Source organism: Flavobacterium sp. AED (assembly GCF_000812945.1).
GTDB lineage: Bacteria > Bacteroidota > Bacteroidia > Flavobacteriales > Flavobacteriaceae > Flavobacterium.
Genome location: NZ_JSYM01000001.1, coordinates 1372352 through 1394077, shown reverse-complemented (window position 1 = coordinate 1394077; position 21726 = coordinate 1372352). Strand labels below are relative to the sequence as shown.

The 21726-nt window shown below is 34.3% G+C and carries 18 protein-coding genes; 13 read left to right on the top strand and 5 right to left on the bottom strand.

Translation table 11 applies throughout. The annotated features are described in order from the left end of the window. Positions 1-262 precede the first annotated feature (262 nt). From OA85_RS06185 to truB, 6 genes are all read left to right on the top strand, one after another. The gene (locus tag OA85_RS06185; RefSeq protein ID WP_039108619.1) at positions 263-610 is read left to right on the top strand and encodes a winged helix-turn-helix domain-containing protein; all 348 of its coding nucleotides are present in this window, start codon (positions 263-265) and stop codon (positions 608-610) included. 137 nt (positions 611-747) lie between these two features. Further along, positions 748-3318, top strand: a complete 2571-nt coding sequence (locus OA85_RS06180; protein WP_039108618.1) for a TonB-dependent receptor — start codon at positions 748-750, stop codon at positions 3316-3318. A 130-nt stretch (positions 3319-3448) separates the two neighbouring features. After that, entirely contained in the window at positions 3449-4324 is an 876-nt protein-coding gene (locus OA85_RS06175) for an ABC transporter permease (RefSeq protein ID WP_039108617.1), read from the top strand. Between the two features lie 114 nt (positions 4325-4438). Further along, positions 4439-4681 (top strand): DUF3098 domain-containing protein, encoded by a 243-nt coding sequence (locus OA85_RS06170; RefSeq protein WP_039108616.1) that lies wholly within the window; start codon positions 4439-4441, stop codon positions 4679-4681. Then, positions 4682-5482 (top strand): undecaprenyl-diphosphate phosphatase, encoded by an 801-nt coding sequence (locus tag OA85_RS06165; RefSeq protein WP_039108615.1) that lies wholly within the window; start codon positions 4682-4684, stop codon positions 5480-5482. Then, positions 5482-6180: a tRNA pseudouridine(55) synthase TruB gene (gene truB, locus OA85_RS06160; RefSeq protein WP_039108614.1), complete on the top strand. Its 699-nt coding sequence runs from the start codon at positions 5482-5484 to the stop codon at positions 6178-6180. The genes OA85_RS06165 and truB overlap by 1 nt, the downstream gene beginning before the upstream one ends. A 378-nt stretch (positions 6181-6558) precedes the next feature. Here the strand turns inward: truB and OA85_RS06155 are convergent, their stop codons facing one another. Then, entirely contained in the window at positions 6559-7161 is a 603-nt protein-coding gene (locus OA85_RS06155; RefSeq protein ID WP_039108613.1) for a thioredoxin family protein, read from the bottom strand. Positions 7162-7266: 105 nt separating this feature from the next. On the opposite strand from OA85_RS06155, the gene OA85_RS06150 reads away from it, so the two are divergent. The 4 genes from OA85_RS06150 to OA85_RS06135 all read left to right on the top strand — a co-directional run bounded on the left by OA85_RS06150 (position 7267) and on the right by OA85_RS06135 (position 12126). After that, positions 7267-8046, top strand: a complete 780-nt coding sequence (locus OA85_RS06150) for a patatin-like phospholipase family protein (protein WP_039108612.1) — start codon at positions 7267-7269, stop codon at positions 8044-8046. 68 nt (positions 8047-8114) lie between these two features. Beyond that, complete coding sequence (pyrH, locus tag OA85_RS06145) at positions 8115-8822, top strand: UMP kinase (protein WP_039108611.1); 708 nt, start codon at positions 8115-8117, stop codon at positions 8820-8822. A 124-nt stretch (positions 8823-8946) separates the two neighbouring features. Then, a complete protein-coding gene (frr, locus tag OA85_RS06140) occupies positions 8947-9510 on the top strand; it encodes a ribosome recycling factor (protein ID WP_039108610.1) in 564 nt (187 codons plus the stop codon). 117 nt (positions 9511-9627) lie between these two features. Then, complete coding sequence (locus OA85_RS06135; protein ID WP_039108609.1) at positions 9628-12126, top strand: DUF5686 family protein; 2499 nt, start codon at positions 9628-9630, stop codon at positions 12124-12126. Here OA85_RS06135 and OA85_RS06130 read toward each other — a convergent pair. Genes OA85_RS06130 through OA85_RS06120 form a run of 3 tightly spaced genes read right to left on the bottom strand, consistent with a single transcriptional unit; the run spans position 12123 to position 14978 of the window. Further along, entirely contained in the window at positions 12123-12374 is a 252-nt protein-coding gene (locus OA85_RS06130) for a hypothetical protein (RefSeq protein WP_039108607.1), read from the bottom strand. The genes OA85_RS06135 and OA85_RS06130 overlap by 4 nt on opposite strands. Before the next feature lie 4 nt (positions 12375-12378). Beyond that, complete coding sequence (locus OA85_RS06125) at positions 12379-12708, bottom strand: multidrug efflux SMR transporter (RefSeq protein ID WP_039108605.1); 330 nt, start codon at positions 12706-12708, stop codon at positions 12379-12381. A gap of 2 nt (positions 12709-12710) precedes the next feature. Beyond that, positions 12711-14978 (bottom strand): cation:proton antiporter, encoded by a 2268-nt coding sequence (locus OA85_RS06120; RefSeq protein ID WP_039108604.1) that lies wholly within the window; start codon positions 14976-14978, stop codon positions 12711-12713. A gap of 196 nt (positions 14979-15174) precedes the next feature. Between OA85_RS06120 and OA85_RS06115 the strand changes: the two genes are divergently transcribed. The 3 genes from OA85_RS06115 (at position 15175) to rpoN (ending at position 20844) form a co-directional block, all read left to right on the top strand. Next, positions 15175-17547, top strand: coding sequence for an RND family transporter (locus tag OA85_RS06115; RefSeq protein ID WP_039108603.1), 2373 nt, complete (start codon positions 15175-15177; stop codon positions 17545-17547). A 313-nt stretch (positions 17548-17860) separates the two neighbouring features. Continuing rightward, positions 17861-19297, top strand: coding sequence for an asparagine--tRNA ligase (asnS, locus tag OA85_RS06110; RefSeq protein ID WP_039108601.1), 1437 nt, complete (start codon positions 17861-17863; stop codon positions 19295-19297). 80 nt (positions 19298-19377) lie between these two features. After that, positions 19378-20844: an RNA polymerase factor sigma-54 gene (gene rpoN / locus OA85_RS06105; protein ID WP_039108600.1), complete on the top strand. Its 1467-nt coding sequence runs from the start codon at positions 19378-19380 to the stop codon at positions 20842-20844. A gap of 241 nt (positions 20845-21085) precedes the next feature. On the opposite strand, the gene OA85_RS06100 is transcribed toward rpoN, so the two are convergent. Continuing rightward, positions 21086-21676: a thymidine kinase gene (locus OA85_RS06100; protein WP_039108599.1), complete on the bottom strand. Its 591-nt coding sequence runs from the start codon at positions 21674-21676 to the stop codon at positions 21086-21088. Positions 21677-21726: the final 50 nt, after the last annotated feature.

Below are 21726 nucleotides of genomic sequence, written 5' to 3'. Positions count from 1 at the left end.
TAATGGAGTCATGCTATCGCTAACTCAAGTCATAATAGGTATTTATTGAACCCTGAAAGGGTTGCACAAAAATTGAGTGGCAAATTTACGTTTATTGTACATTGTACCAAAGCTATTTCTTTGACAAAGAAAAAAATAAATAATTAAATAAAACTAAGTAAAAATACTTATGTTTGCAAATAAAATCTACGTACTTTAAATTTATCAAATTTTATTTAATAAGTAGTTAAATGCTTTTCACTATATTTTTTAAAACATACTGATGGGAGAAAATAAAAAATACACTATAGCGGTCAGAATCTGGATTGAAGAAGCTGATGGTCCTTTTTTGGGCATTGGAAAGATATGGTTGCTAGAGAATATCGCAAAAACGGGTTCTATCACTAATGCAGCCAAAGAAATGAAAATGGCGTATCGTCAAGCTTGGCAATTAGTGGAAGAAATGAACAAACGTGCCGAAAAACCACTGGTAGAAAAACTACTTGGTGGCAAAGGTGGTGGTGGTGCGAGATTGACGGAAGCCGGAGAAAGAGCCATTCAGACTTTTTATGAATTAGAAAAGAAAATTCAAGATTTTGCAAGAAAAGAAACGTTGAATTTGAAATTTTGAAAAATTTGAATAGCAGTATTCTTTTAAAAACATACTGAAATAAACCAACTATTAAATGAATTAAAGAAAACTAACCACACAACCAAAAACCCTAATCATCAGTATTCCTTTTTAAACATACTGAAAAACTACCTTTTATGAAATCAAAATTATATTTGACCCTAATAATACTGCTAAGTTTAAAAAGCTTGGTACAGTCTCAAAAAGAAAATTCAAAAACAAGCCAAGACAGCATCAAAAAAGAAATACTGAAAGAAGTAGTCGTTACCGCTTCCCGCACCCAAGAAACATTTTTGCGTTCCCCCATAAGTATTGAGCAATTAAAATCGACTGATGCAAAAAACATGGGCTCTCCATCCAATTTTGATGCACTCGAAAACTTAAAAGGAGTCCAAATTATTACGCCCACCTTAGGTTTTAAAGTCATAAACACGAGAGGATTTGCCAACACAACCAATGTGAGGTTTGCCCAATTAGTAGATGGCATAGACAACCAAGCACCACATCTGGGCGCGCCAATTGCAAATACCCTTGGAGCAAACGACCTTGACATCGATAAAATTGAAATAATTCCCGGAGCAGCTTCCGCTTTATACGGAATGAATGCTATAAATGGACTAGCGAATATTCAAACCAAAAACCCCTTTGAATACGAAGGATTGAGCTTTCAGCAATTAACAGGCGTAAATCATGTTGGCCATGTAGACCGTTTCTCTCCACAGCTTTATAACCAGACCAATTTCCGTTATGCAAAAGCAATAAATTCCAAAATAGCTTTCAAAATAAACGGTTCCACAACTGGAGGAACGGATTGGGTTGCAGACAACAGAACCGATTTGGCTCCAAATATAAATTCTTCAACCAATTTATATGGAGCTGATAATCCTGCTTTTGATGAAGTAAATGGTTATGGAAACGAATCGGCAAATAGAAAAACATTAACTTTAAATGGAAAAAAATACGTTGTTTCCCGAACGGGATATAGAGAAACCGACATTGCAGATTACAACATCCAAAACTATAAAGGTGATATTGGGTTCTATTTCCGCCCAAAGAAAGGACAGGAATTGGCCATAACTTATAAAGGTGCTTTAATTAATACGGTCTACCAACGTTCGAATCGGTTTAGATTAGAAGATTATACCTTACATCAATATGCGATTGATTATCATACGGATATTTTTCAGATACGAACGTATTTAACTCAGGAAAATACTGGAAAATCATATAACATGCGTTCTCTTGCTGAAAATATGGACAGAGCTTTTAAATCAGACGACCAATGGTTTTCGGATTACACAACTGCTTACAAAAATGCAATAACCACTGGAGCTACCGTTGCAGATGCCCATAGAATGGCTAGAGCAACCTCTGACCAAGGAAGATTTATTCCCGGAACCGATGCTTTTAATAATAAGAAAGATGAATTAACCAACATCAATAATTGGGATTATGGTGCGGCTTTGCGCGTAAAATCTTCTTTAGTGCATGCGGAAGGTTTGTTTAATTGGGATAAAGCTTTTGCTGACTTTTTCAAAAAAATCGACACACAACTCTTAAGTGGTTTTGATTATAGAACGTACATCATTGTTCCCGATGGAAATTACTTTATAAATCCAGTTGATGATGGCAAAAACCTAACCTATGGAAAAACAGGGGGATTTACCCAGTTAAGCACCGATTTATTTGATAAAAAATTACGTCTGAGTGCAACCGTTCGCGCAGACAAAGCGGATTATTTCGATTTGAAATTTACTCCCCGATTTACTGCTGTATTTTCTCCAAAAGAGAAAATTAACTTTAGAGCCTCTTACCAAAGCGGTTATCGATTCCCGAGTATTTTCGAAGGATTCTCTAATGCAAACAGCGGCGGTGTAAAACGCGTGGGTGGATTACGCATCATGTCTAACGGGATTTTCGAAAATTCGTACACAAAAGCATCTATCGATAAATTCCAAGCACAGGTAACTAGCGACATTAATACTCTGGGACTCACACAGGCAGCGGCAATTGATAAAAACAAGGGCATCATCCAGAAAAATCCGTATACCTATTTACAACCCGAATTTGTTCGTTCGTTCGAATTTGGATTTAGAGGAGTTACCCTAGATCAGCGTTTGTTTATTGATGCCGATTTTTATTACAACTCCTATGAGAATTTTATCGCACAAGTTGAAGCAAGCATTCCTAACACAGCGGATGCAGCACTTATACCAACAGCCCTTTATTCTAAAGCTACGCAAAGTCGTTATCGTTTATGGACCAATTCTAAAAGTAAGATTTACAATTACGGAGGCAGTTTAGGATTGAAATACAAATACAGCGATGTATTTTCATTTTTAGGAAACGTAACTTATACAAAATTAGACCGAACAGATGACAAAGATGGGCTGGAAGATGGTTTTAACACGCCTAAATTCATTGTGAATGGAACAGTCCTAACAGAGAATTTATGGAGAAATCTTGGAGCAAGCCTTACCTATCGCTATCAAAATAAATATGATTATGTTTCTTTCCTTGTTAGTGGCGAAGTACCCGCCTATTGGTCTATGGATGCACAAGTAAATTATAATTTTAAAAAACCAGGTGTAACGGCTAAACTGGGAGGGACTAATTTTCTCAACAAAACGTATTACTCTATATTGGGCGGACCGTCAATTGGAGCATTGTATTATTTATCATTGACTTGGAATATTGGTAAAATCTAAAAAAAGAGTCTTTAAAAGATTGGTTTGCTTTTGAAATTTACGTTTATTGTACGAAAGTTAAAACTTTGAGCGTTATTAACTTTAAATAAAGAAATTCTTTATTATTTTTACCCCATAATTTAAGTAAACTATGAGTTCTTCCTTTGATAAATTTCAAAAACGCAGGTTAATTTCCTCTTATTTTTCGGTTGTACTAAGTGTATTCTTAGTGTTATTCCTATTAGGAATGTTAGGATTTTTCATTATAAATTCTAAAAAACTGGCCGATGATTTCAAGGAAAAAATTGCCATGACGGTGTTTTTCAAAAACGATGCTAATGATAGCATTTTGAAAGCTTTTGGAACCGAATTAAAAACTGCTCCTTTTGCAAAATCATACGTTTACGTCACTAAAGAAGCTGCAGCTAAACAACATACTGATATTATAGGTGAGGATTTTATGGAATTCCTTGGTGAAAACCCTTTGCAAAACTCCTACGACATTCACTTAAAAGCAGATTATGTAATCAAGGACAGTATTGCAAAAATTGAAAATCGCTTACGCAAAAATGCTATGATTTCGGATATTGTTTATGACAAACAATTAGTGAATCTGGTAAATGACAATATCAAAAAAGTGAGTATGTGGATTTTAATAATCAGCGGATTTTTTACTGTTATCGCTGTTTTATTAATTAACAGCTCTTTACGTTTATCGATTCATTCGAATCGATTTATCATCAAAACCATGCAAATGGTTGGTGCTACCAAAGCCTTTATCAGAAAACCATTTGTCATGCGAAGCATAAAACTGGGAATGATTGGTGCTGGTTTAGCGATTTTAGCGCTAATTGGTGTTTTAATTTACGTTCAAACTAATTTTCCTGACCTTGGTATTCTTGACGACAAATTGCTGGTTGGCTTGGTCTTATTAGGCGTTTTGGGTATTGGTATTTTGATCACTTGGCTAAGCACTTATTTCGCAACACAACGCTTTTTGAACTTAAGGACAGACGATCTTTACTAGATTTCAGAGCAGGTTTCAGTTTACAGATAAGAGATTAAAACAACATCAATTTTAGGATTTTAAAAAAAGCCTTATAATTCAGCATTTTTAGATGCTGAAATAAATTCAGCATAAATGAAAAACGAAGAACAAAAACAAGAATTTCTTTTTGACAAAATAAATTATAAAATTCTATTGATTGGGATTGGAGTAATTGCTTTAGGATTTATTCTAATGTCAGGTGGTGGAAGTAATGATCCAAAAGTATTTAGCGAAGCAATATTTGATTTCAGAAGAATTCGTTTGGCTCCAACAACTGTTTTAATCGGTTTTGGAATCACTGTTTATGCTATTCTTAAAAATCCAAAAAAAGCATAAATGAATACATTACAAGCTATTATTCTTGCCATTATTGAAGGGATTACTGAATTTTTACCTGTTTCTTCAACTGGACATATGATTATTGCATCTTCTTTTTTTGGAATTGCACATGATGATTTTACAAAACTTTTTACGATTGTCATTCAATTGGGAGCTATTCTTTCAGTTGTAGTTTTATATTTTAAACGATTCTTTCAATCCTTTGATTTTTATTTCAAATTATTGGTAGCTTTTATTCCAGCAGTAGTTTTTGGATTGCTTTTTAGCAAAAAAATAGATGCTTTGCTAGAAAGCCCTGTTACTGTTGCCGTTTCTCTTTTGATAGGAGGAATTATTTTATTAAAAGTAGATGATTGGTTTGCTGTTCCAGAAGTTGGCTTTCCAGTCAGTAAAGAAATCACCTATATTCAAGCGTTTAAAATTGGATTGTTCCAATGCCTTGCCATGATTCCTGGTGTTTCCCGAAGTGGTGCCAGTATTGTAGGCGGAATGTCTCAGAAATTATCCAGAACTACCGCAGCAGAATTCTCCTTTTTTCTTGCCGTTCCCACTATGTTGGGCGCAACTGCAAAAAAATGTTATGATTATTATAAAGACGGATATGTATTGACTCACGATCAAATTAACTTTCTTATTATTGGTAATGTGGTGGCATTTATTGTGGCACTTTTAGCCATAAAATCATTCATTGGTTTTTTAAGCAGAAAAGGATTTAAACTATTTGGTTATTACAGAATTATAGCTGGAATCCTATTATTGATAATCCACTTTTTCATTCATCCCTTGACCATTATTTAATGACAACCGAAGATTTTTTAGAAGGACAAATCATACTCATTGACAAACCTTTGCATTGGACTTCCTTTCAGGCAGTGAACAAATTGAAATGGGCTTTGATTACTAAACTAGGGCTTCCAAAAAAATTCAAGATTGGACATGCCGGAACTTTAGATCCTTTGGCGACCGGATTACTTTTAGTGTGCACGGGAAAATTTACCAAAAGAATTACAGAACTTCAGGGTCAAGCCAAAGAATATACTGGAACTTTTTATATTGGCGCTACTACACCTTCCTATGATTTAGAAACCGAAATTGACCAAACATTTCCAACTGAACATATTGACGATGCTTTAATTCAGGAAACCGTAAAACAATTTCTAGGTGAAATAGACCAAAAACCACCCATTTACTCTGCTATAAAAAAAGATGGTGTTCGCTTGTACGAGCATGCCAGAGCAGGAGAAACAGTAGAAATTGCAACGAGAAAAACAACTATCCACGAATTTGAAATTACTAGAATCGCGCTTCCTGAAATCGATTTTAGAGTAGTTTGCAGCAAAGGGACTTACATTCGTTCGCTGGCTTTTGATTTTGGAAAAGCCATGAATTCAGGTTCACATTTAACCGCTTTACGCCGAACAAAAATTGGCAATTATAATGTAACTGATGGAATAGATGCTGAAGCATTTGAACAAAGTTTAGCTCCACGATTGTAATCAAAAAAGCAAAAACACATGACAAATTCAAAAAAGGAACTTGCGATGTGTTTTTTCTAAAAATTAAAGTAGTTTTAATCCATACTTTTTTTGTTTACTTGGCTGCGCCATCGGTTTTAATAATGCGTTACGTTTTTACCCCCAAATAGTAAGCACGATAAATAATCATAAAACCTTTCAAATAGCTTTTTCATAACGATGTTTTTTTAATTGAAACAATATTTAAACACCAATAAAAAAAGTAAATTGTAAATTAAATAATAGACCTGGTTGGCATTCACTAAGTTACGATTTATTTTTAATAAAAAAAAATAAACAACAAAAAAACATACTTAATTATTAACACAAAGAAGTTAATAACTGTGCGTCTTTTTGTATTTAAAGATTCTGCATCAGATTAATCACTTCCTGTTGCGTACTTAACCCTTTATCTTTTAAATACCATAATTGTAATTCTGTTTTGACTTTTTCATCAATGATTCCAAATTTATTTTTATAATCGTTAATCAAATCTGTCGCCTCTTTTGGTCTGGGTCCCCAACTGTCAAGTACACTTCCTGTTTCTCTGTCAATTACAATCAGCTTGGGAATTGCTTTCTTTTTATTGGTCAAAAACAGCTTCATCAACTCTTCATTTTCATCACGCAAAACAATTTTCATTTCTATTTTATCCTCTGAAGCAATTGTCATTTGGTTTAAAATAGGCAGTATCTGCGCTGCATCTCCACACCAGCCTTCGGAAATAACCAGCCAGACGTATTCTCTTTTTAAATTTTTTATTTTTAAAATATTTTCATCTGGAATTTTCATCGTTTTATCCAAACGATCCATACGGGTTTCATTCAAAGAACTATACTGTGTCAAATTTTCGGATTGTTCATTTCCTGTTGACTTTCCATCAAATAATAAATCAGAAACTAGTTTTCTATACTCAGAATACGAATGACTGTGAAATAACGCTTTAGCTACTGTTGTTTTCATGATAAAATCTTTATTCACACAAAGTTACCATAAAATTGGGTTTTAAATATGACTTATATCAGTTTCAGTTGTACAAAAAGAGTAATTTTATAACAAATAGTAAATATGGATTTAAAAACAAAATCGATAGGACTGGTACTTTCTGGCGGAGGCTCTAAAGGCATAGCGCATGCTGGTGCAATTAAATTCTTGGAAGAGAAAAACATCTTTCCTTCTCGTATTGCAGGAACAAGCGCAGGCTCAATTGTTGGTGCCTTGTATGCCTGGGGGAAAACACCGGACGAAATCCTGGAGTTTTTTAAGTCTATCTATCTTTTCCATTGGAAACATTTTACCTTCACAAAAGCAGGTATAATTGATTCGGAATCTTTCAAAAGTTATTTTCAAGCTATTTTTAAGGATGCCTTACTAGAGGACCTCAAGATTCCAATCCATATTACAGCGACTGATATGGTTAGAGGAAGACTAAAAATATTTGGTCCTGAAATAACCATTATTGATGCTATTTTAGCTTCATCAGCATTTCCCGGGATTTTGTCACCTTACGAAATCAAAGGAAAATTATATAGTGATGGTGGCATATTAAATCATTTTCCCACAGATATTTTACAAGGACAATGTGATACCGTCATTGGTGTTTATGTAAGTCCTATCCAAAAAATTGAAGCGAAAGACTTGAATTCCATAAAAGCCGTAACTACTCGCGCTTTTGATATCCTTTCGGCAAATTCAAATATGCATAAATTCAATGTTTGCGATTGGGTTATTGAGCCAAAGGATTTGTGCCTCTATAGTACTTTTGAAACCAATAAGATTAAAATGGATGCGATTTTCAATATTGGCTATGAAGCCGCAAAAAAATCCTACGGAAAACTTAATTTATAAATTTTAAATAACACTTTTTTTAAAAAACAGAATATGTCTATATTTGCACCAATCAACTCAACACAAAAATGAAATACAAAAGAATTCTTCTAAAACTAAGTGGTGAAGCTTTAATGGGCGACTTACAATATGGAATTGACCCAAAAAGATTAGCTGAATATGCTGACGAAATCAAGCAAATTCATGAAAAAGGAGTAGAAATAGCCATTGTAATAGGTGGTGGAAATATCTTTAGAGGAGTTGCCGGAGCAAGTGCAGGAATGGATAGAGTGCAGGGTGATTATATGGGAATGCTGGCTACCGTTATTAACGGAATGGCTTTGCAAGGCGCATTAGAGGACAAAGGGATGAAAACTCGTTTACAAACCGCTTTAAAAATGGAATCAATCGCTGAACCTTATATAAAAAGAAGAGCCGTTCGTCACCTAGAAAAAGGAAGAATTGTAATTTTTGGCGCTGGAACAGGAAATCCTTATTTTACAACAGATACAGCTGCCGTTTTACGTGGTGTAGAAATTGATGCTGATGTAATCCTGAAAGGAACTCGCGTTGATGGTGTATATGATTGTGATCCAGAGAAAAATGCATCTGCCGTGAAATTTGACTTCATCTCATTTGAAGATGTCCTTAAAAAAGGATTGAATGTAATGGATACAACAGCATTCACATTAAGCCAAGAAAATAAATTACCTATTGTAGTTTTCGACATGAATAAAATAGGGAATCTATTGAAAATTTGCGACGGAGAAAACATAGGAACAGTAGTAAATATATAATAGACTACTTAGATTATTAGACTACTTAGATTGTTAGATAGACTAGATGATTAGTGGAACTAAAAATCTAAAAGCTTAATAAATCTAAGAAGTCCAAAAGTCTAAAAAACTAAAGATCTAAATTATGACAGAAGAAATTGAATTTATATTAGATAGTACTAAAGAATCTATGACAGGTTCTATTGCGCATTTAGAAAAAGAATTTTTAAATATTCGTGCCGGAAAAGCATCTCCAGCAATGCTAGGAAGTGTTTTTGTAGATTATTATGGATCAGCAACTCCGCTTTCACAAGTATCTAAAATCAGTGTTCCTGATGCAAGAACGATTACTTTACAGCCTTTTGAAAAAAACATGCTTCAGGTAATTGAAAAAGCAATTATGGTAGCAAACATTGGTTTCAACCCAATGAATAATGGGGATGTAATTATCATAAGTGTTCCAGCATTAACTGAAGAAAGAAGACGTGATCTTGCTAAACAAGCTAAAGTAGAAGCTGAAGACGCTAAAGTAGGTATTAGAAATGCAAGAAAAGATGCCAATACTGATATTAAAAAACTAGAAAAAGAAGGAACATCCGAAGACATTTGTAAAAGTGCCGAAGAAGAAGTTCAAAACTTAACCAATAGTTACATCAGAAAAATAGACGAACTTCTCGTTCTAAAAGAAGCTGAAATAATGAAAGTTTAAGTTTCAAATCAATCAATATTAAAAATCCGTCCCGACAAAATTACGAGACGGATTTTTTTATTCTTATTTTTGCCATAACAAAATGAGATTGTACCCGTTTTGTAATAAAATGTATTTATGAAGCAATTTTGTTTGTTGTTCTTTTTATTTACGATTTCGCTTCAGGCACAATTTCAGGCAAATGGAATTGTAAAAGATTCTTCAACGAATGAACCACTCCCTTTTGCAACCATTATTACAAATAATAGCATAAATACCATCTCCGATGTTGATGGAAAATTTAGCGTCCTATCTCTAATTCCCATATCAACTTTTGATGTTTCTTATATTGGTTTCATCAAAACTACTGTTCCTATTCAAAAAAACAAAAACTATTATATCGTAGTTCTTTCCCAAAAAACTAATGATCTGAATGAAGTTCTTGTGCCAAAAGAGAATCCGGGTTTGGCAATTATTAGGAAAGTAATTGAAAACAAAAACAACAATAATCCCCAGAGAAAACTGAGCAGTTTTGAGTTTAAATCCTACAATAAATTAATTGTAACTGCAAATCCTGACTCCATTGACGGAAGAATCGATTCTGTTTTTATCCAAAAATCTATTGGACAACAATTCTCTAAAATTGATTCCTCCGATTATAAGTTTAAAGAAATTATCCGAAAACAACACTTGTTCCAAACCGAAAAAGTGTCGCAATATCAATTCCATAATTCAAAATTAAAGGAAACTATTTTAGGCACTAAAATGGCTGGCTTCAAACAACCTATTTATGAAATTCTTGCTTTTAATTTGCAGTCTTTCTCTATTTATGATTCGAGTTATGAACTTTTTGAAACCAAATACAATAGCCCAATTGCTAACGATGCTTTAAAGGATTACAACTATAAACTACTCGACTCTTTAACAATAGATGGCAGGAATACCTATATGATTTATTTTAAAAATAGAAAAAAAAGGAAAGCATCGGGATTAGAAGGAGTATTATATATTGATCAAAATAATTTTGCTGTCGCCAAAGCTATCATGCGCATAAAAGGAGTGCTTGACATTAGCGGAACGCATAATTTCAAATACATTCCTAGTGAGAATTTATGGTTTCCATCTGATAAAACTTTTAAAATAGTAAAAGGCAAAAATGATGATGACCTAAAAATTCTGGGTGGAACCATTCAATTTGACGGTGATGTCGAAAAAGATTTTAAAACAAGAAAAAAAGAAGCTTCGGATTACACCTACTTGTTATCACAAAGCAACAATTTTGATATTCATTACAATACTCCAATAGAAATTAAAAAAGCATCCATTTATATAGAGATTAAAGATGATGCCATTAACAAACCCGAAAGTTTTTGGAATACCTACAGAAAAGACAGTTTAGACAGCCGAAGCCATAATACCTATTTAGCGCTTGATAGCATTTCTATAAAAAAAAGAATAGAAAGCCGCATCCGTTTTGGCAGAAAAATCATCAATGGATATTTGCCGATAGGGAAATTTGATTTGGATTTACGAAAATTATTCAGTTATAATAACTACGAAGGCTTCCGACTGGGAATAGGCGGTGTCACAAACGAGGATTTTTCAAAAATATATAGAATTGAAGGCTATTCCGCTTATGGGACAAAGGATGGCAATTTCAAGTATAACCTAGGAATGGCTACTCGGGTGGGGAAATTCTCCAATTCTTGGATTGGTGCTTCCTACACTGATGATGTTCGGGAAATTGCCAGTACTTCCTATGCGATAGATAAACGAATTTTTAAACTCTATGATCCAAGGCCTATAAACATTAGTACATTTTACAAGTATGTGAGTTGGAAAACATTTATAGAAACTAAAATCATCCCTAAAACAGAAAGTATATGGGAACTTTCACATTCTGTTGTGGAACCCAAATTTAACTATCTGTATAATCTGAATGGGAAATTATATTCTAATTACACCATGACAACAGCGATGGTATCCTTACGATGGAATCCTTTTAGTGATTATATGCAAACACCAACGGGAAGAATTGAAGTAGAAAAACGTTTTCCAAAATTTACTTTTCAGTACACGCAATCATTACCTAAAATTTGGCAAAATGATTTTGTCTTCAGTAAAATTGACTTCAAAACAGAATATGAAAAAAAGTATTTAAACGGTCAAAAAACGAGTTTGCTTTTTGAAGCGGGATATGCTTTTGGTGACATTCCTCTGACCCATTTGTACAATACATCCCCTAATAATTTAAATAAAGAAACAATAATTCAAAGAATTACTTTTGCAGGGAAAAACAGTTTTGAAACCATGTATTTTAACGAATTTTTCTCCAGTGAATTTGCTTTTTTTCAATTCAAACATAGCTTTAGTCGCGTTACTATATTCAAAAAAATAAAACCTTCCTTAGTTCTTGTATCCAGAATGGCTTGGGGAAATATGAAAAAACCGGAACAACATGTTGGTGTCGATTACAAAACTTTAAATAACGGTTTTTTTGAATCCGGAATAGAACTCAATCAAATTTTTAAAGGACTGGGACTAAGTGGATTTTACAGATACGGTCCCAATCAACTTCCTAAATTTGAAGACAATATCGCTGTAAAAATAAATTATGTACTTAATTTGGGACTTTAATTAATTTGAAAGCATTCAACATACATTTCAACTTCATTTAAATCATATTTTGACAATACAGGAATTAAATTTTTTAATTTCAAGAAATGAGATTCATTTACAAAATAACATAAATAAACATTTGGATCGCCTTCAATATCAATCTGAAACAATTCAATTAGAAACTCAGTAGTTAGGCTTATAATTATTTCTTCAATTAAAGCCTCACCATTTTTTTGGTAAACTGCTATTACTCTTTGTATTTTCATGATTTTAATGGCTCGACACGAATTTCAACCCAATAATCGAAGCTATTAAAGTAGTGATAAAGAAAACCCTCCAGAAATCAGCTGGTTCTTTAAAAACAAAAATCCCTACCAAAACTGTTCCCACGGCTCCTATTCCCGTCCAAACCGCATAAGCAGTTCCTATAGGTAATGTTTGTGTGGCTTTATAAAGTAACACCATACTAATGGTCAAACAAATTAAAAAACCTACCAACCATATTGTAGCGGTAACACCTGAACTTTCTTTGGCTTTGCCTAAACAAGTCGCAAAACCCACTTCAAAAAGACCGCCGATAATCAATAAAATCCAGTTCATTTTTAATGTTTTAAAATCAAAACAGATGGAACTCCTCTCAGCCACACACTTCTTGAATCGACAAGCGTTTTCCAATTTTCGTGACTAATTACCATTAAGTCTTCCTTAGACAAAAACTCCTCTTTAAGAATCTTATCTCTCATCAAAGTGATGTTTTTAGGATATTTTAGTTCCAAAGAATTTATGGCACTTTTGATTACAAAATTAGAGTCGATGTGTCCATTTACATCCAAAATCACTATTTTGGAATTGTTATTGTAAATTAATTTTTGGGCGTAATCCAACAAAAATGAATCTTCCTGACAAAAAATAGGAAGAAAAACCTCGTCCACATTTTGCAAATCTTTATCTATCAAAATCCCGATAGGCATCTTGGTTTTAGAAATAATTTGCCTGGTTCTTTCATCAAAAGGAGAATTTTCAAACAATCCTTCTTTACCGGTAAACTTGTCAATCAATCGGTCCGGATTGATTATTCTTGTCGTGAAACCAATTACTTTTCCAAGAATGGTTCCTTCAAAAATTGATTTTCCTAAACCTATAAGTAACAAATCGTAATCTCCTTGATTAGCAATATCAGCAATATCCGTTTCAATGTCAATCGTCGCTTTAAAAATAGTGGTGATTTCCTGTTTTAATAGTTTAGATTCTTCAACAATTGGAATAAAGCTATTTTTCTCCTTATCCTCCATATTAAATTGGTGCATTTCATCACTCAAAGACAAATGCATTACTGTAATAGTGGATGTTTCTTTTGTTTTCTTTATTAAACTGTTGGCCAATCGTAAAAGTGACTTTCCTTTTTCGTTATTTCCAAACGAAATTAATATTCGGAATTTATTATTTCCAACTTCTTCGTTGTCAAGATTGTCTTTCGTTTTAAAGATGTAATTGATTAAATCTAAAGCAGGTCCAGTCATAAAAGTAGTAACCAACGCCATGATAACCATCATCGTAAAAACTTCGGGAGTCAACACTTTAAGTTCTAATCCGATGTTCAACACGATTAACTCCATCAATCCTCTGGTATTCATCAAGGCACCAATAGTTAAACTATCACGCCAACTCTGACCTACAAATTTAGCAGCCAAAGCACTTCCTAAAAACTTCCCGACTACTGCAACCAGAATGATAAATCCAGTTACTTTCCATAAATAAGGATCATTGATAAGTCCAATCTCCGTTTTTAAACCAGTAAAAACAAAAAATAAAGGCAATAAAAGTATCAAGGCTACATCCTCGACTTTTTCAATAAATATAGATCTGAATTTTGGAACATCAGGCATAATAGCTCCTGCCATAAAAGCACCAAAAAGTGCATGAATACCAATCACTTCAGTAGCATACGAGGAAAGTATAAGCACCAAAAAAAAGATGGCTACAACAGGTTTTATAATACTATCCTTAGTTCCATATAAATCACCAATTCTTTTCAAAAAAGGCTTTACAATAAAAATCATCAATAGAACATAAATTAATGCCAACGAAATAATATATAACGAACTAACAAAAGTTCCCGCCTTTACAATTGCAATTACCACCGCCAGAATACACCAGGCAGTAATATCATCGGCAGCTGCGCAAGTGATAACTATGGCACCCAATTTAGTTTTATGAATTCCTCGTTCCTGAACGATTCTTGCCAAAACTGGGAAAGCGGTTATACTCATGGCAATTCCCATGAACAAACTAAAGGAAAGAAATTTTACGCCTTCGGGAGCAAATCTATTGTAAACAAAATAAGCCAATCCAATACCGAGGGTAAAAGGAATCACAATACTGGCGTGACTAATTACTACGGCTTCATTGGCTTTATTTTTTAATACTTTCAAATCGAGTTCCATACCTATTACGAACATGAAAAGTATCAATCCTATTTGGCTTAAAAATTTTAAATTTCCTAACGATTCCACCGGAAACAATGCGGCCGAAAATTCAGGAAAATACAGGCCTAATAAAGAGGGCCCTAAAACAATACCGGCAATAATCTCGCCTATTACTGAGGGTTGTCCAATTTTTTTAAAAACCCATCCAAAAAAACGGGCAACAAGTATTATCGTTATAATTTGAGCTAAAAGTATTGCCAAGGGATCTTGAAAACTATGTTGCATTGAAGCTATGAAATCATTCCAAGAACCATTTTCAATTGTAGCAATGGTGACTTTTTTACTTACTTCTAAATGCTTGCCTTTTTTAATAATCCAGTACATTAAAGCAGTGAAACCACCGGTTACACCGAAATAAAATAATGCATTTTTGTAATTTTTCATATTTATTTTTAAATGGACTTTCTTATCTCTAAAAAAGCAAAGATGAGAAAACCAAATATATAATTTATATCTCATAAATTATCTTAATGTAAAATAAAAAACAAAGAATCATCCTAGCCGAAATACAAAAAGTTTGCTTTAAACTTTATGATTTATAACGGTTTTCATTACATTTGCATGCATTTTTAAATCAGCTATGAAAAAGAAAATAACAGTAGGATTTTGGGAATTAATCGCCCGGATTGTACTTAAAAATAGAATTGTAATACTAGGAGTTATTCTTGCCCTAACCGTTTTTCTGGCATTGCAATGGAAAAACCTTGGCATGACGTATACCGAAGCCAATTTACTTCCTAAAAAACACATTGTAAATCAACAATACGAAGATTTTTTAAACAAGTTTGGTGAAGAAGGCAATTTGATTGTTATAGGCTTCAAAGACAAAACCTTTTTCACCCCAAAAGCTTTTGCTGCTTGGAATGAATTAATGACAGGTTTAAAAAACTCCAAAGAAGTGGAACTGGTTGTTTCTTTGAATGATTTAAAAAAATTACAAAAAAACGAAGCAGAAGAAAAATTTGAATTGGTGCCGCTTATCGACCAAACTCAAACTGTAAACCCAGGATATTTACAGAAAATAAAAAACGAGCTCTTTAATAATCTCCCTTTTTACGAAGGATTATTATTCAATAAACAATCGGGGAGTATTCGTTCAGCGGTTTATTTAAACAAGAAAATCGTAAATACTGCAGGAAGAAAGACTTTTATTATTGAGAATCTGGTTCCAAAAATCGAGAAATTCGAAAAAACAACCGGAATTGACCTTCGCGTTTCGGGAATGCCCTACATCCGAACGATAAATGCCGAAAACATGAAAGGCGAAATTGGTCTTTTCATTGGAGCGGCATTGTTTATTACTTCATTAATTTTCTTTTTATTCTTCCGTTCGTTTAGAGCGACATTTATATCCATTTGTATTTTGCTTTTTGGAGTGATGTGGTCTTTTGGAACATTGGGATTATTCCATTACAAAATCACGATTTTAACGGCCATTATTCCGCCATTGATTATTGTTATTGGAATTACAAACTGTATTTTCCTGATTAATAAATACCAGCAGGAAATAAAATTGCATAATAATCAAGCCAAAGCCTTACAACGCGTAATTTCCAAAATTGGTGTTTCTACGCTGATGACGAATTTAACAACAGCTGCCGGTTTTGCCACCTTTATGATTACGGGTAACGACTTACTTTTTGAATTTGGATTAGTGACTTCCATCAACGTTATCTCCGTATATCTGTTGACGCTGGTTGTTGTGCCAATTTTTTACAGTTTTATGCCTTTACCAAAGGAAAAACACTTGTATCACTTGAGCAAAACCTACATTTCAACCTTGTTGGATTGGGTGGAGAACATTGTAAAATACAAACGAAAAACAATTTATATCATCTACGCTTTACTACTTCTATTTAGCGTAATTGGGGTTTCACAGATGAAAGTTTCGGGAAGTTTAATTGGCGAAATGCCAAAAAGTGCTTCTTTCTTTAAAGATATTGTTTTCTTCGAAAAGGAATTCAACGGCGTTATGCCATTGGAAATCATGATTAACACCAAACGCAAAAAAGGGGTTATGAAATTGTCCACGATGAAAAAAATGGACGAGTTGCAAGAAACCATTGCTACCATTCCAGAATTATCAAAACCTATTTCTATTGTAAATTTGGTTAAATACTCCAAGCAAGCGTATTACAACGGCAATCCAGAATACTATGAATTACCTACTTCGCAAGAACAGGCATTTATCCTTTCGTATGCCAAAAATGCCACTAAAAAAACCAAAGAAAACTTGATGAAAAGTTATGTGGATTCCACTGGACAATATGCCAGAATCACCACTTTCATGAAAGACATTGGAACCGAAGAAATGGCAAGAGTGGAACATCAGTTGCGACAAAAAATAGACAAAGTTTTCCCAAAAGAGCGTTACGAAGTGACACTTACCGGAAAAGCATTAGTTTTCCAAAAAGGAACTTCTTACTTAATTGACAACCTTATCGAATCCTTGATTTTCGCTATTTTCTTGATAGCACTATTAATGGCCTATTTATTCAGATCAGGGAAAATGGTAATGGCATCCGTAATCACTAATGTTTTACCGCTTTGCATCACTTCCGGATTGATGGGTTATTTTGGTATTCCGCTGAAACCATCGACGATATTGGTTTTCAGTATTGCTTTTGGGATTTCGGTGGATAATGCGATTCAGTTTATGGCAAAATACCGTCACGATTTACTACAAAACAACGGAAAAGTAAAAAAATCAGTATTCAGTGCGTTGAGAGAAACGGGAATTAGTACGTTTTATACTTCGGTGGTATTGATTCTTGGATTTGCGACTTTCACGCTTTCCAGCTTTAGCGGTACCATTGCACTTGGTGGTTTGATTTCTTGTACGTTATTATTTGCCATGTTTGCTAACTTATTGGTTCTACCGGCATTGGTATTAACTTTTGAAAAGAAAAAAGCCAAAAAAGAAGACCTTATAGAGGTCGAGTTAGTGAATTAGTTTTTTTTATTTGGAGCTGTTTCCCGCTATTCGCTATATCTTTTTTTAAGCTTCCAGCCTTCAAAAGGCTGGAAGCTTAAAAAAACGGTGCAGGATATTCCGAAAAAACATTCATAAAACTCCAAATCTCTCCATTCGTTTAGCCCCGATAATAGCGGCATCCTTTTACTTTTTTCTTTAAAAAGTAAAAGATATAGCGGATAGCGGGAAATAGCTCCCGATTACCCTATTTCTCGCAATGACTTTTAAAACAAATCATTTATATTTGCAGTTCGATTACAAGACAATTTTCAATCTCAATTATATACTTAAAATGAGACATACAAAAATTAAAGACTTACTAAAAAGTACCACGACGCTTCATGAAGTGAATGCAAAAGGATGGGTAAGAACTTTTAGAAACAATCAATTTATCGCGTTGAACGATGGTTCAACTATCAATAATATACAATGTGTTGTCGATTTTGAGAATACTCCCGATGAGACTTTAAAGAGAATTACGACTGGTGCAGCGATTTCAGTTACCGGAACTTTGGTAGAAAGTAAAGGTGCGGGACAACAATTTGAAATTCAGGTTGCAAAACTGGAAATCCTTGGAGATTCGGATGCGGAGAAATTCCCGATACAACCTAAAAATAAACCGAGCTTGGATTTCTTGCGTGAAAATGCGCATTTAAGAGTTCGTACTAATATCTTTGGTGCAATTATGAGAGTGCGTTCCGTATTATCGTATGCGGTTCATAGTTATTTTCAGGAGAAAGGTTTTGTGTATGTAAATACGCCAATCATCACGGGATCGGATGCTGAAGGTGCCGGTGAAATGTTCAAAGTTACCGCTTTGTCATTTGACGGAACGCCAAGAACCGAAGACGGAAAAGTGAATTATAAAGAAGATTTCTTCGGAAAAGAAACGAACCTTACGGTTTCGGGACAACTGGAAGGAGAGACTTTTGCAATGGCTTTGGGTCAGATTTATACTTTTGGACCAACCTTTAGAGCCGAAAACTCAAATACTTCGCGTCACCTTGCGGAATTTTGGATGATTGAGCCAGAAGTGGCTTTCAATGATTTGAATGACAACATGGATTTGGCTGAAGATTTTATTCAGTATGTAATCAAATATGCGATGGACAAATGTCCGGAAGATTTGAAATTCCTGGAAGGAAGATTATTGGATGAGGAAAAATCTAAACCAGTTGCAGAGAGAAGCGAAATGGCTTTACTTGACAAACTAAACTTTGTTTTGGAAAACAATTTCAAACGCGTTTCTTACACGGAAGCAATTGATATTTTAAGAGATTGTACACCAAATAAAAAGAAAAAATTCAACTATATCATTAACGAATGGGGTGCTGATTTACAAAGTGAGCACGAGCGTTATTTGGTGGAAAAACACTTTAAATGTCCGGTAATCTTGTTTGATTACCCGGCAAATATCAAAGCATTTTACATGCGTTTGAACGAAGACGGAAAAACAGTTCGCGCCATGGATATCCTTTTCCCTGGAATTGGAGAAATTGTGGGTGGCTCACAAAGAGAAGAACGTTTTGATGTTTTAGTAGAAAAAATGAAAGCCTTAGGAATTGATGAAAAAGAATTATGGTGGTATCTTGATACACGAAGATTTGGTTCAGCGGTTCACTCTGGTTTTGGGCTTGGATTTGAACGTTTGGTATTGTTTGTAACAGGAATGACGAATATTCGTGACGTAATTCCTTTTCCAAGAACGCCAATGAATGCAGAATTCTAAAAAAGTTTATTCGGTTAATCGTTTATTTGTTTAACCGATCATCCCGAATAACCGATTAAACAAATAAACGATTAAACTTAATGCTAAAGCAATTCTTAAATTTAAAATTATCACAAAAATTATCTCCTCAACAAATTCAGTTGATGAAGTTAATTCAATTGCCTACGCAAGCTTTCGAACAACGTTTATTAGAAGAAATGAACGAAAATCCAGCACTGGAAACTGGAAAAGAAGAAGAAGATTACGAGAAAGACGAGTTCGACAACGAAGATTATGATGATTATGATGATGCCGAATCGGAGCGAATTGATGCCGAAGACATTAATATAGACGAATATTTAAGTAACGACGAAACACCAGATTATAAAACACAAGCCAACAATTACAGTGACGATGATGATGATCGCGAAACGCCTTTTGCGGCTCCTGTAAGTTTTCACCAGGATTTAATCAATCAGTTGAATACGTTCATCTTGAATGATGAAGAGCGTGAAATTGCCGAATTCCTCGTAGGAAGTATTGATGATATGGGTTATATCCGTCGTAGTGTTCCTGATATGGTGGACGATATGGCATTTACCCAAGGAATTTATACCGATGAGAAAATGGTGGAGAAAATGTTACAGGTCATTCATGAACTAGAGCCTTCGGGCGTGGGAGCGCGTGATTTACAAGAATGTTTGTTGTTGCAATTGAAACATAAAACACCAACAGAATACGTGGAATTAGCCACTGATATCATCGAAAATCAGTTTGATGCCTTTACCAAAAAACATTACGATAAATTAATTCAAAAATACAATGTTTCGAATGAGCAACTTAAAAAAGCCATTCACGAAATAGAAAAACTGAATCCAAAACCAGGTGGTTCTTTTACCGGAAATAATAAAGTTACTGAAAATGTAGTTCCTGATTTTGCTATCCGAATTGTAGACGGTGAACTGGAACTGACCTTAAACGGACGAAATGCTCCTTCCCTGCACGTTTCCAAAGATTATCAGGAAATGATGCAAACCTATAAGGATTCCCGCGATAAATCAGCGCAGCAAAAAGATGCGGTACAGTTTATTAAACAAAAACTGGATTCGGCTAAATGGTTTATCGATGCGATAAGACAACGCCAAGAAACGCTTTTTGTAACCATGAACGCCATTATGCATTATCAGGAAGAATATTTCCTTGATGGTGATGAAACCAAGTTGAAACCGATGATTCTAAAAGACATTGCTGACATGGTAGGTCTTGATATTTCGACTGTTTCACGTGTGGCCAACAGCAAATATGTGGAAACACCTTATGGTACTAAACTGATAAAAGAATTCTTTTCGGAATCTATGAAAAACGATCAAGGGGAAGATGTTTCTACACTCGAAATCAAGAAAATCCTACAGAATACAATTGAGGAAGAAGACAAGAAAAAACCACTGCCAGACGATCAATTAGCCGAAATCCTTAAGGAAAAAGGCTATCCAATTGCGAGAAGAACGATTGCTAAATACAGGGAACAACTCGATATTCCTGTGGCGAGAATGAGAAAGAAAATGTAAGATTGTTGATTTTAGATTCCTGATTAACGATTTAAGATTTAGTGTTGATAAATAAAACATTAATGATTATATATTTATTGTGCAGTTTTTCTTTAAAGCAATCCAAAAAACAATGTTTCTATAAAAAGACAAACCCTTTCAAAGTTCTAAACTTTGAAAGGGTTTGTCTTTTTCAAAACTTTATATTTCAATCCAGTTCTGGCTCCCTCTCCTTTGGAGAGGGTTGGGGAGAGGATTTATTTTACTTCTCCTGATCTTTCCTCATCGCGTGATAATACGCGGCACGGCTCAACGGTTCGTATTCTTCGGTTTCGCCTAACATAACGAGTTTGTCATTATCAGTTTTTCTAAAACTATAATTCGCCAGATTTCCGGTGCGGGTGCATACGGCGTGCACTTTGGTGACATATTCGGCTGTTGCCATCAATGCGGGCATCGGACCAAAAGGATTTCCCTTGAAATCCATATCCAATCCGGCAACAATGACACGGATTCCTTGGTTTGCCAAATCGTTACAAATTTTAACGATTTCGTCATCAAAAAACTGCGCTTCGTCAATTCCCACCACATCACAGCCTTGCGCCAAAATAGCAATATTTGCAGCAGCAGGAACGGGCGTGGAACGGATTTCATTAGCGTCATGCGAAACTACCATATCATCATGATAGCGTGTATCAATTTCTGGTTTGAAAATCTCCACTTTTTGTTTGGCAAATTGCGCTCTTTTCAGACGACGGATGAGTTCTTCGGTTTTACCCGAAAACATGGAGCCACAAATGACTTCAATCCAACCAAATTGTTCTTTATGATTTACTGTATTTTCGAGAAACATTTTGTATTTTTCTGACTTAAAAAATGAATAGTTTTTATTACTTTGTAACG

Coding starts and splice junctions, on each gene's coding strand:
- OA85_RS06185 (WP_039108619.1), top strand. CDS start 263: ATGGGAGAAAATAAAAAATACACTATAGCGGTCAGAATCTGGATTGAA.
- OA85_RS06180 (WP_039108618.1), top strand. CDS start 748: ATGAAATCAAAATTATATTTGACCCTAATAATACTGCTAAGTTTAAAA.
- OA85_RS06175 (WP_039108617.1), top strand. CDS start 3,449: ATGAGTTCTTCCTTTGATAAATTTCAAAAACGCAGGTTAATTTCCTCT.
- OA85_RS06170 (WP_039108616.1), top strand. CDS start 4,439: ATGAAAAACGAAGAACAAAAACAAGAATTTCTTTTTGACAAAATAAAT.
- OA85_RS06165 (WP_039108615.1), top strand. CDS start 4,682: ATGAATACATTACAAGCTATTATTCTTGCCATTATTGAAGGGATTACT.
- truB (WP_039108614.1), top strand. CDS start 5,482: ATGACAACCGAAGATTTTTTAGAAGGACAAATCATACTCATTGACAAA.
- OA85_RS06155 (WP_039108613.1), bottom strand. CDS start 7,161: ATGAAAACAACAGTAGCTAAAGCGTTATTTCACAGTCATTCGTATTCT.
- OA85_RS06150 (WP_039108612.1), top strand. CDS start 7,267: ATGGATTTAAAAACAAAATCGATAGGACTGGTACTTTCTGGCGGAGGC.
- pyrH (WP_039108611.1), top strand. CDS start 8,115: ATGAAATACAAAAGAATTCTTCTAAAACTAAGTGGTGAAGCTTTAATG.
- frr (WP_039108610.1), top strand. CDS start 8,947: ATGACAGAAGAAATTGAATTTATATTAGATAGTACTAAAGAATCTATG.
- OA85_RS06135 (WP_039108609.1), top strand. CDS start 9,628: ATGAAGCAATTTTGTTTGTTGTTCTTTTTATTTACGATTTCGCTTCAG.
- OA85_RS06130 (WP_039108607.1), bottom strand. CDS start 12,374: ATGAAAATACAAAGAGTAATAGCAGTTTACCAAAAAAATGGTGAGGCT.
- OA85_RS06125 (WP_039108605.1), bottom strand. CDS start 12,708: ATGAACTGGATTTTATTGATTATCGGCGGTCTTTTTGAAGTGGGTTTT.
- OA85_RS06120 (WP_039108604.1), bottom strand. CDS start 14,978: ATGAAAAATTACAAAAATGCATTATTTTATTTCGGTGTAACCGGTGGT.
- OA85_RS06115 (WP_039108603.1), top strand. CDS start 15,175: ATGAAAAAGAAAATAACAGTAGGATTTTGGGAATTAATCGCCCGGATT.
- asnS (WP_039108601.1), top strand. CDS start 17,861: ATGAGACATACAAAAATTAAAGACTTACTAAAAAGTACCACGACGCTT.
- rpoN (WP_039108600.1), top strand. CDS start 19,378: ATGCTAAAGCAATTCTTAAATTTAAAATTATCACAAAAATTATCTCCT.
- OA85_RS06100 (WP_039108599.1), bottom strand. CDS start 21,676: ATGTTTCTCGAAAATACAGTAAATCATAAAGAACAATTTGGTTGGATT.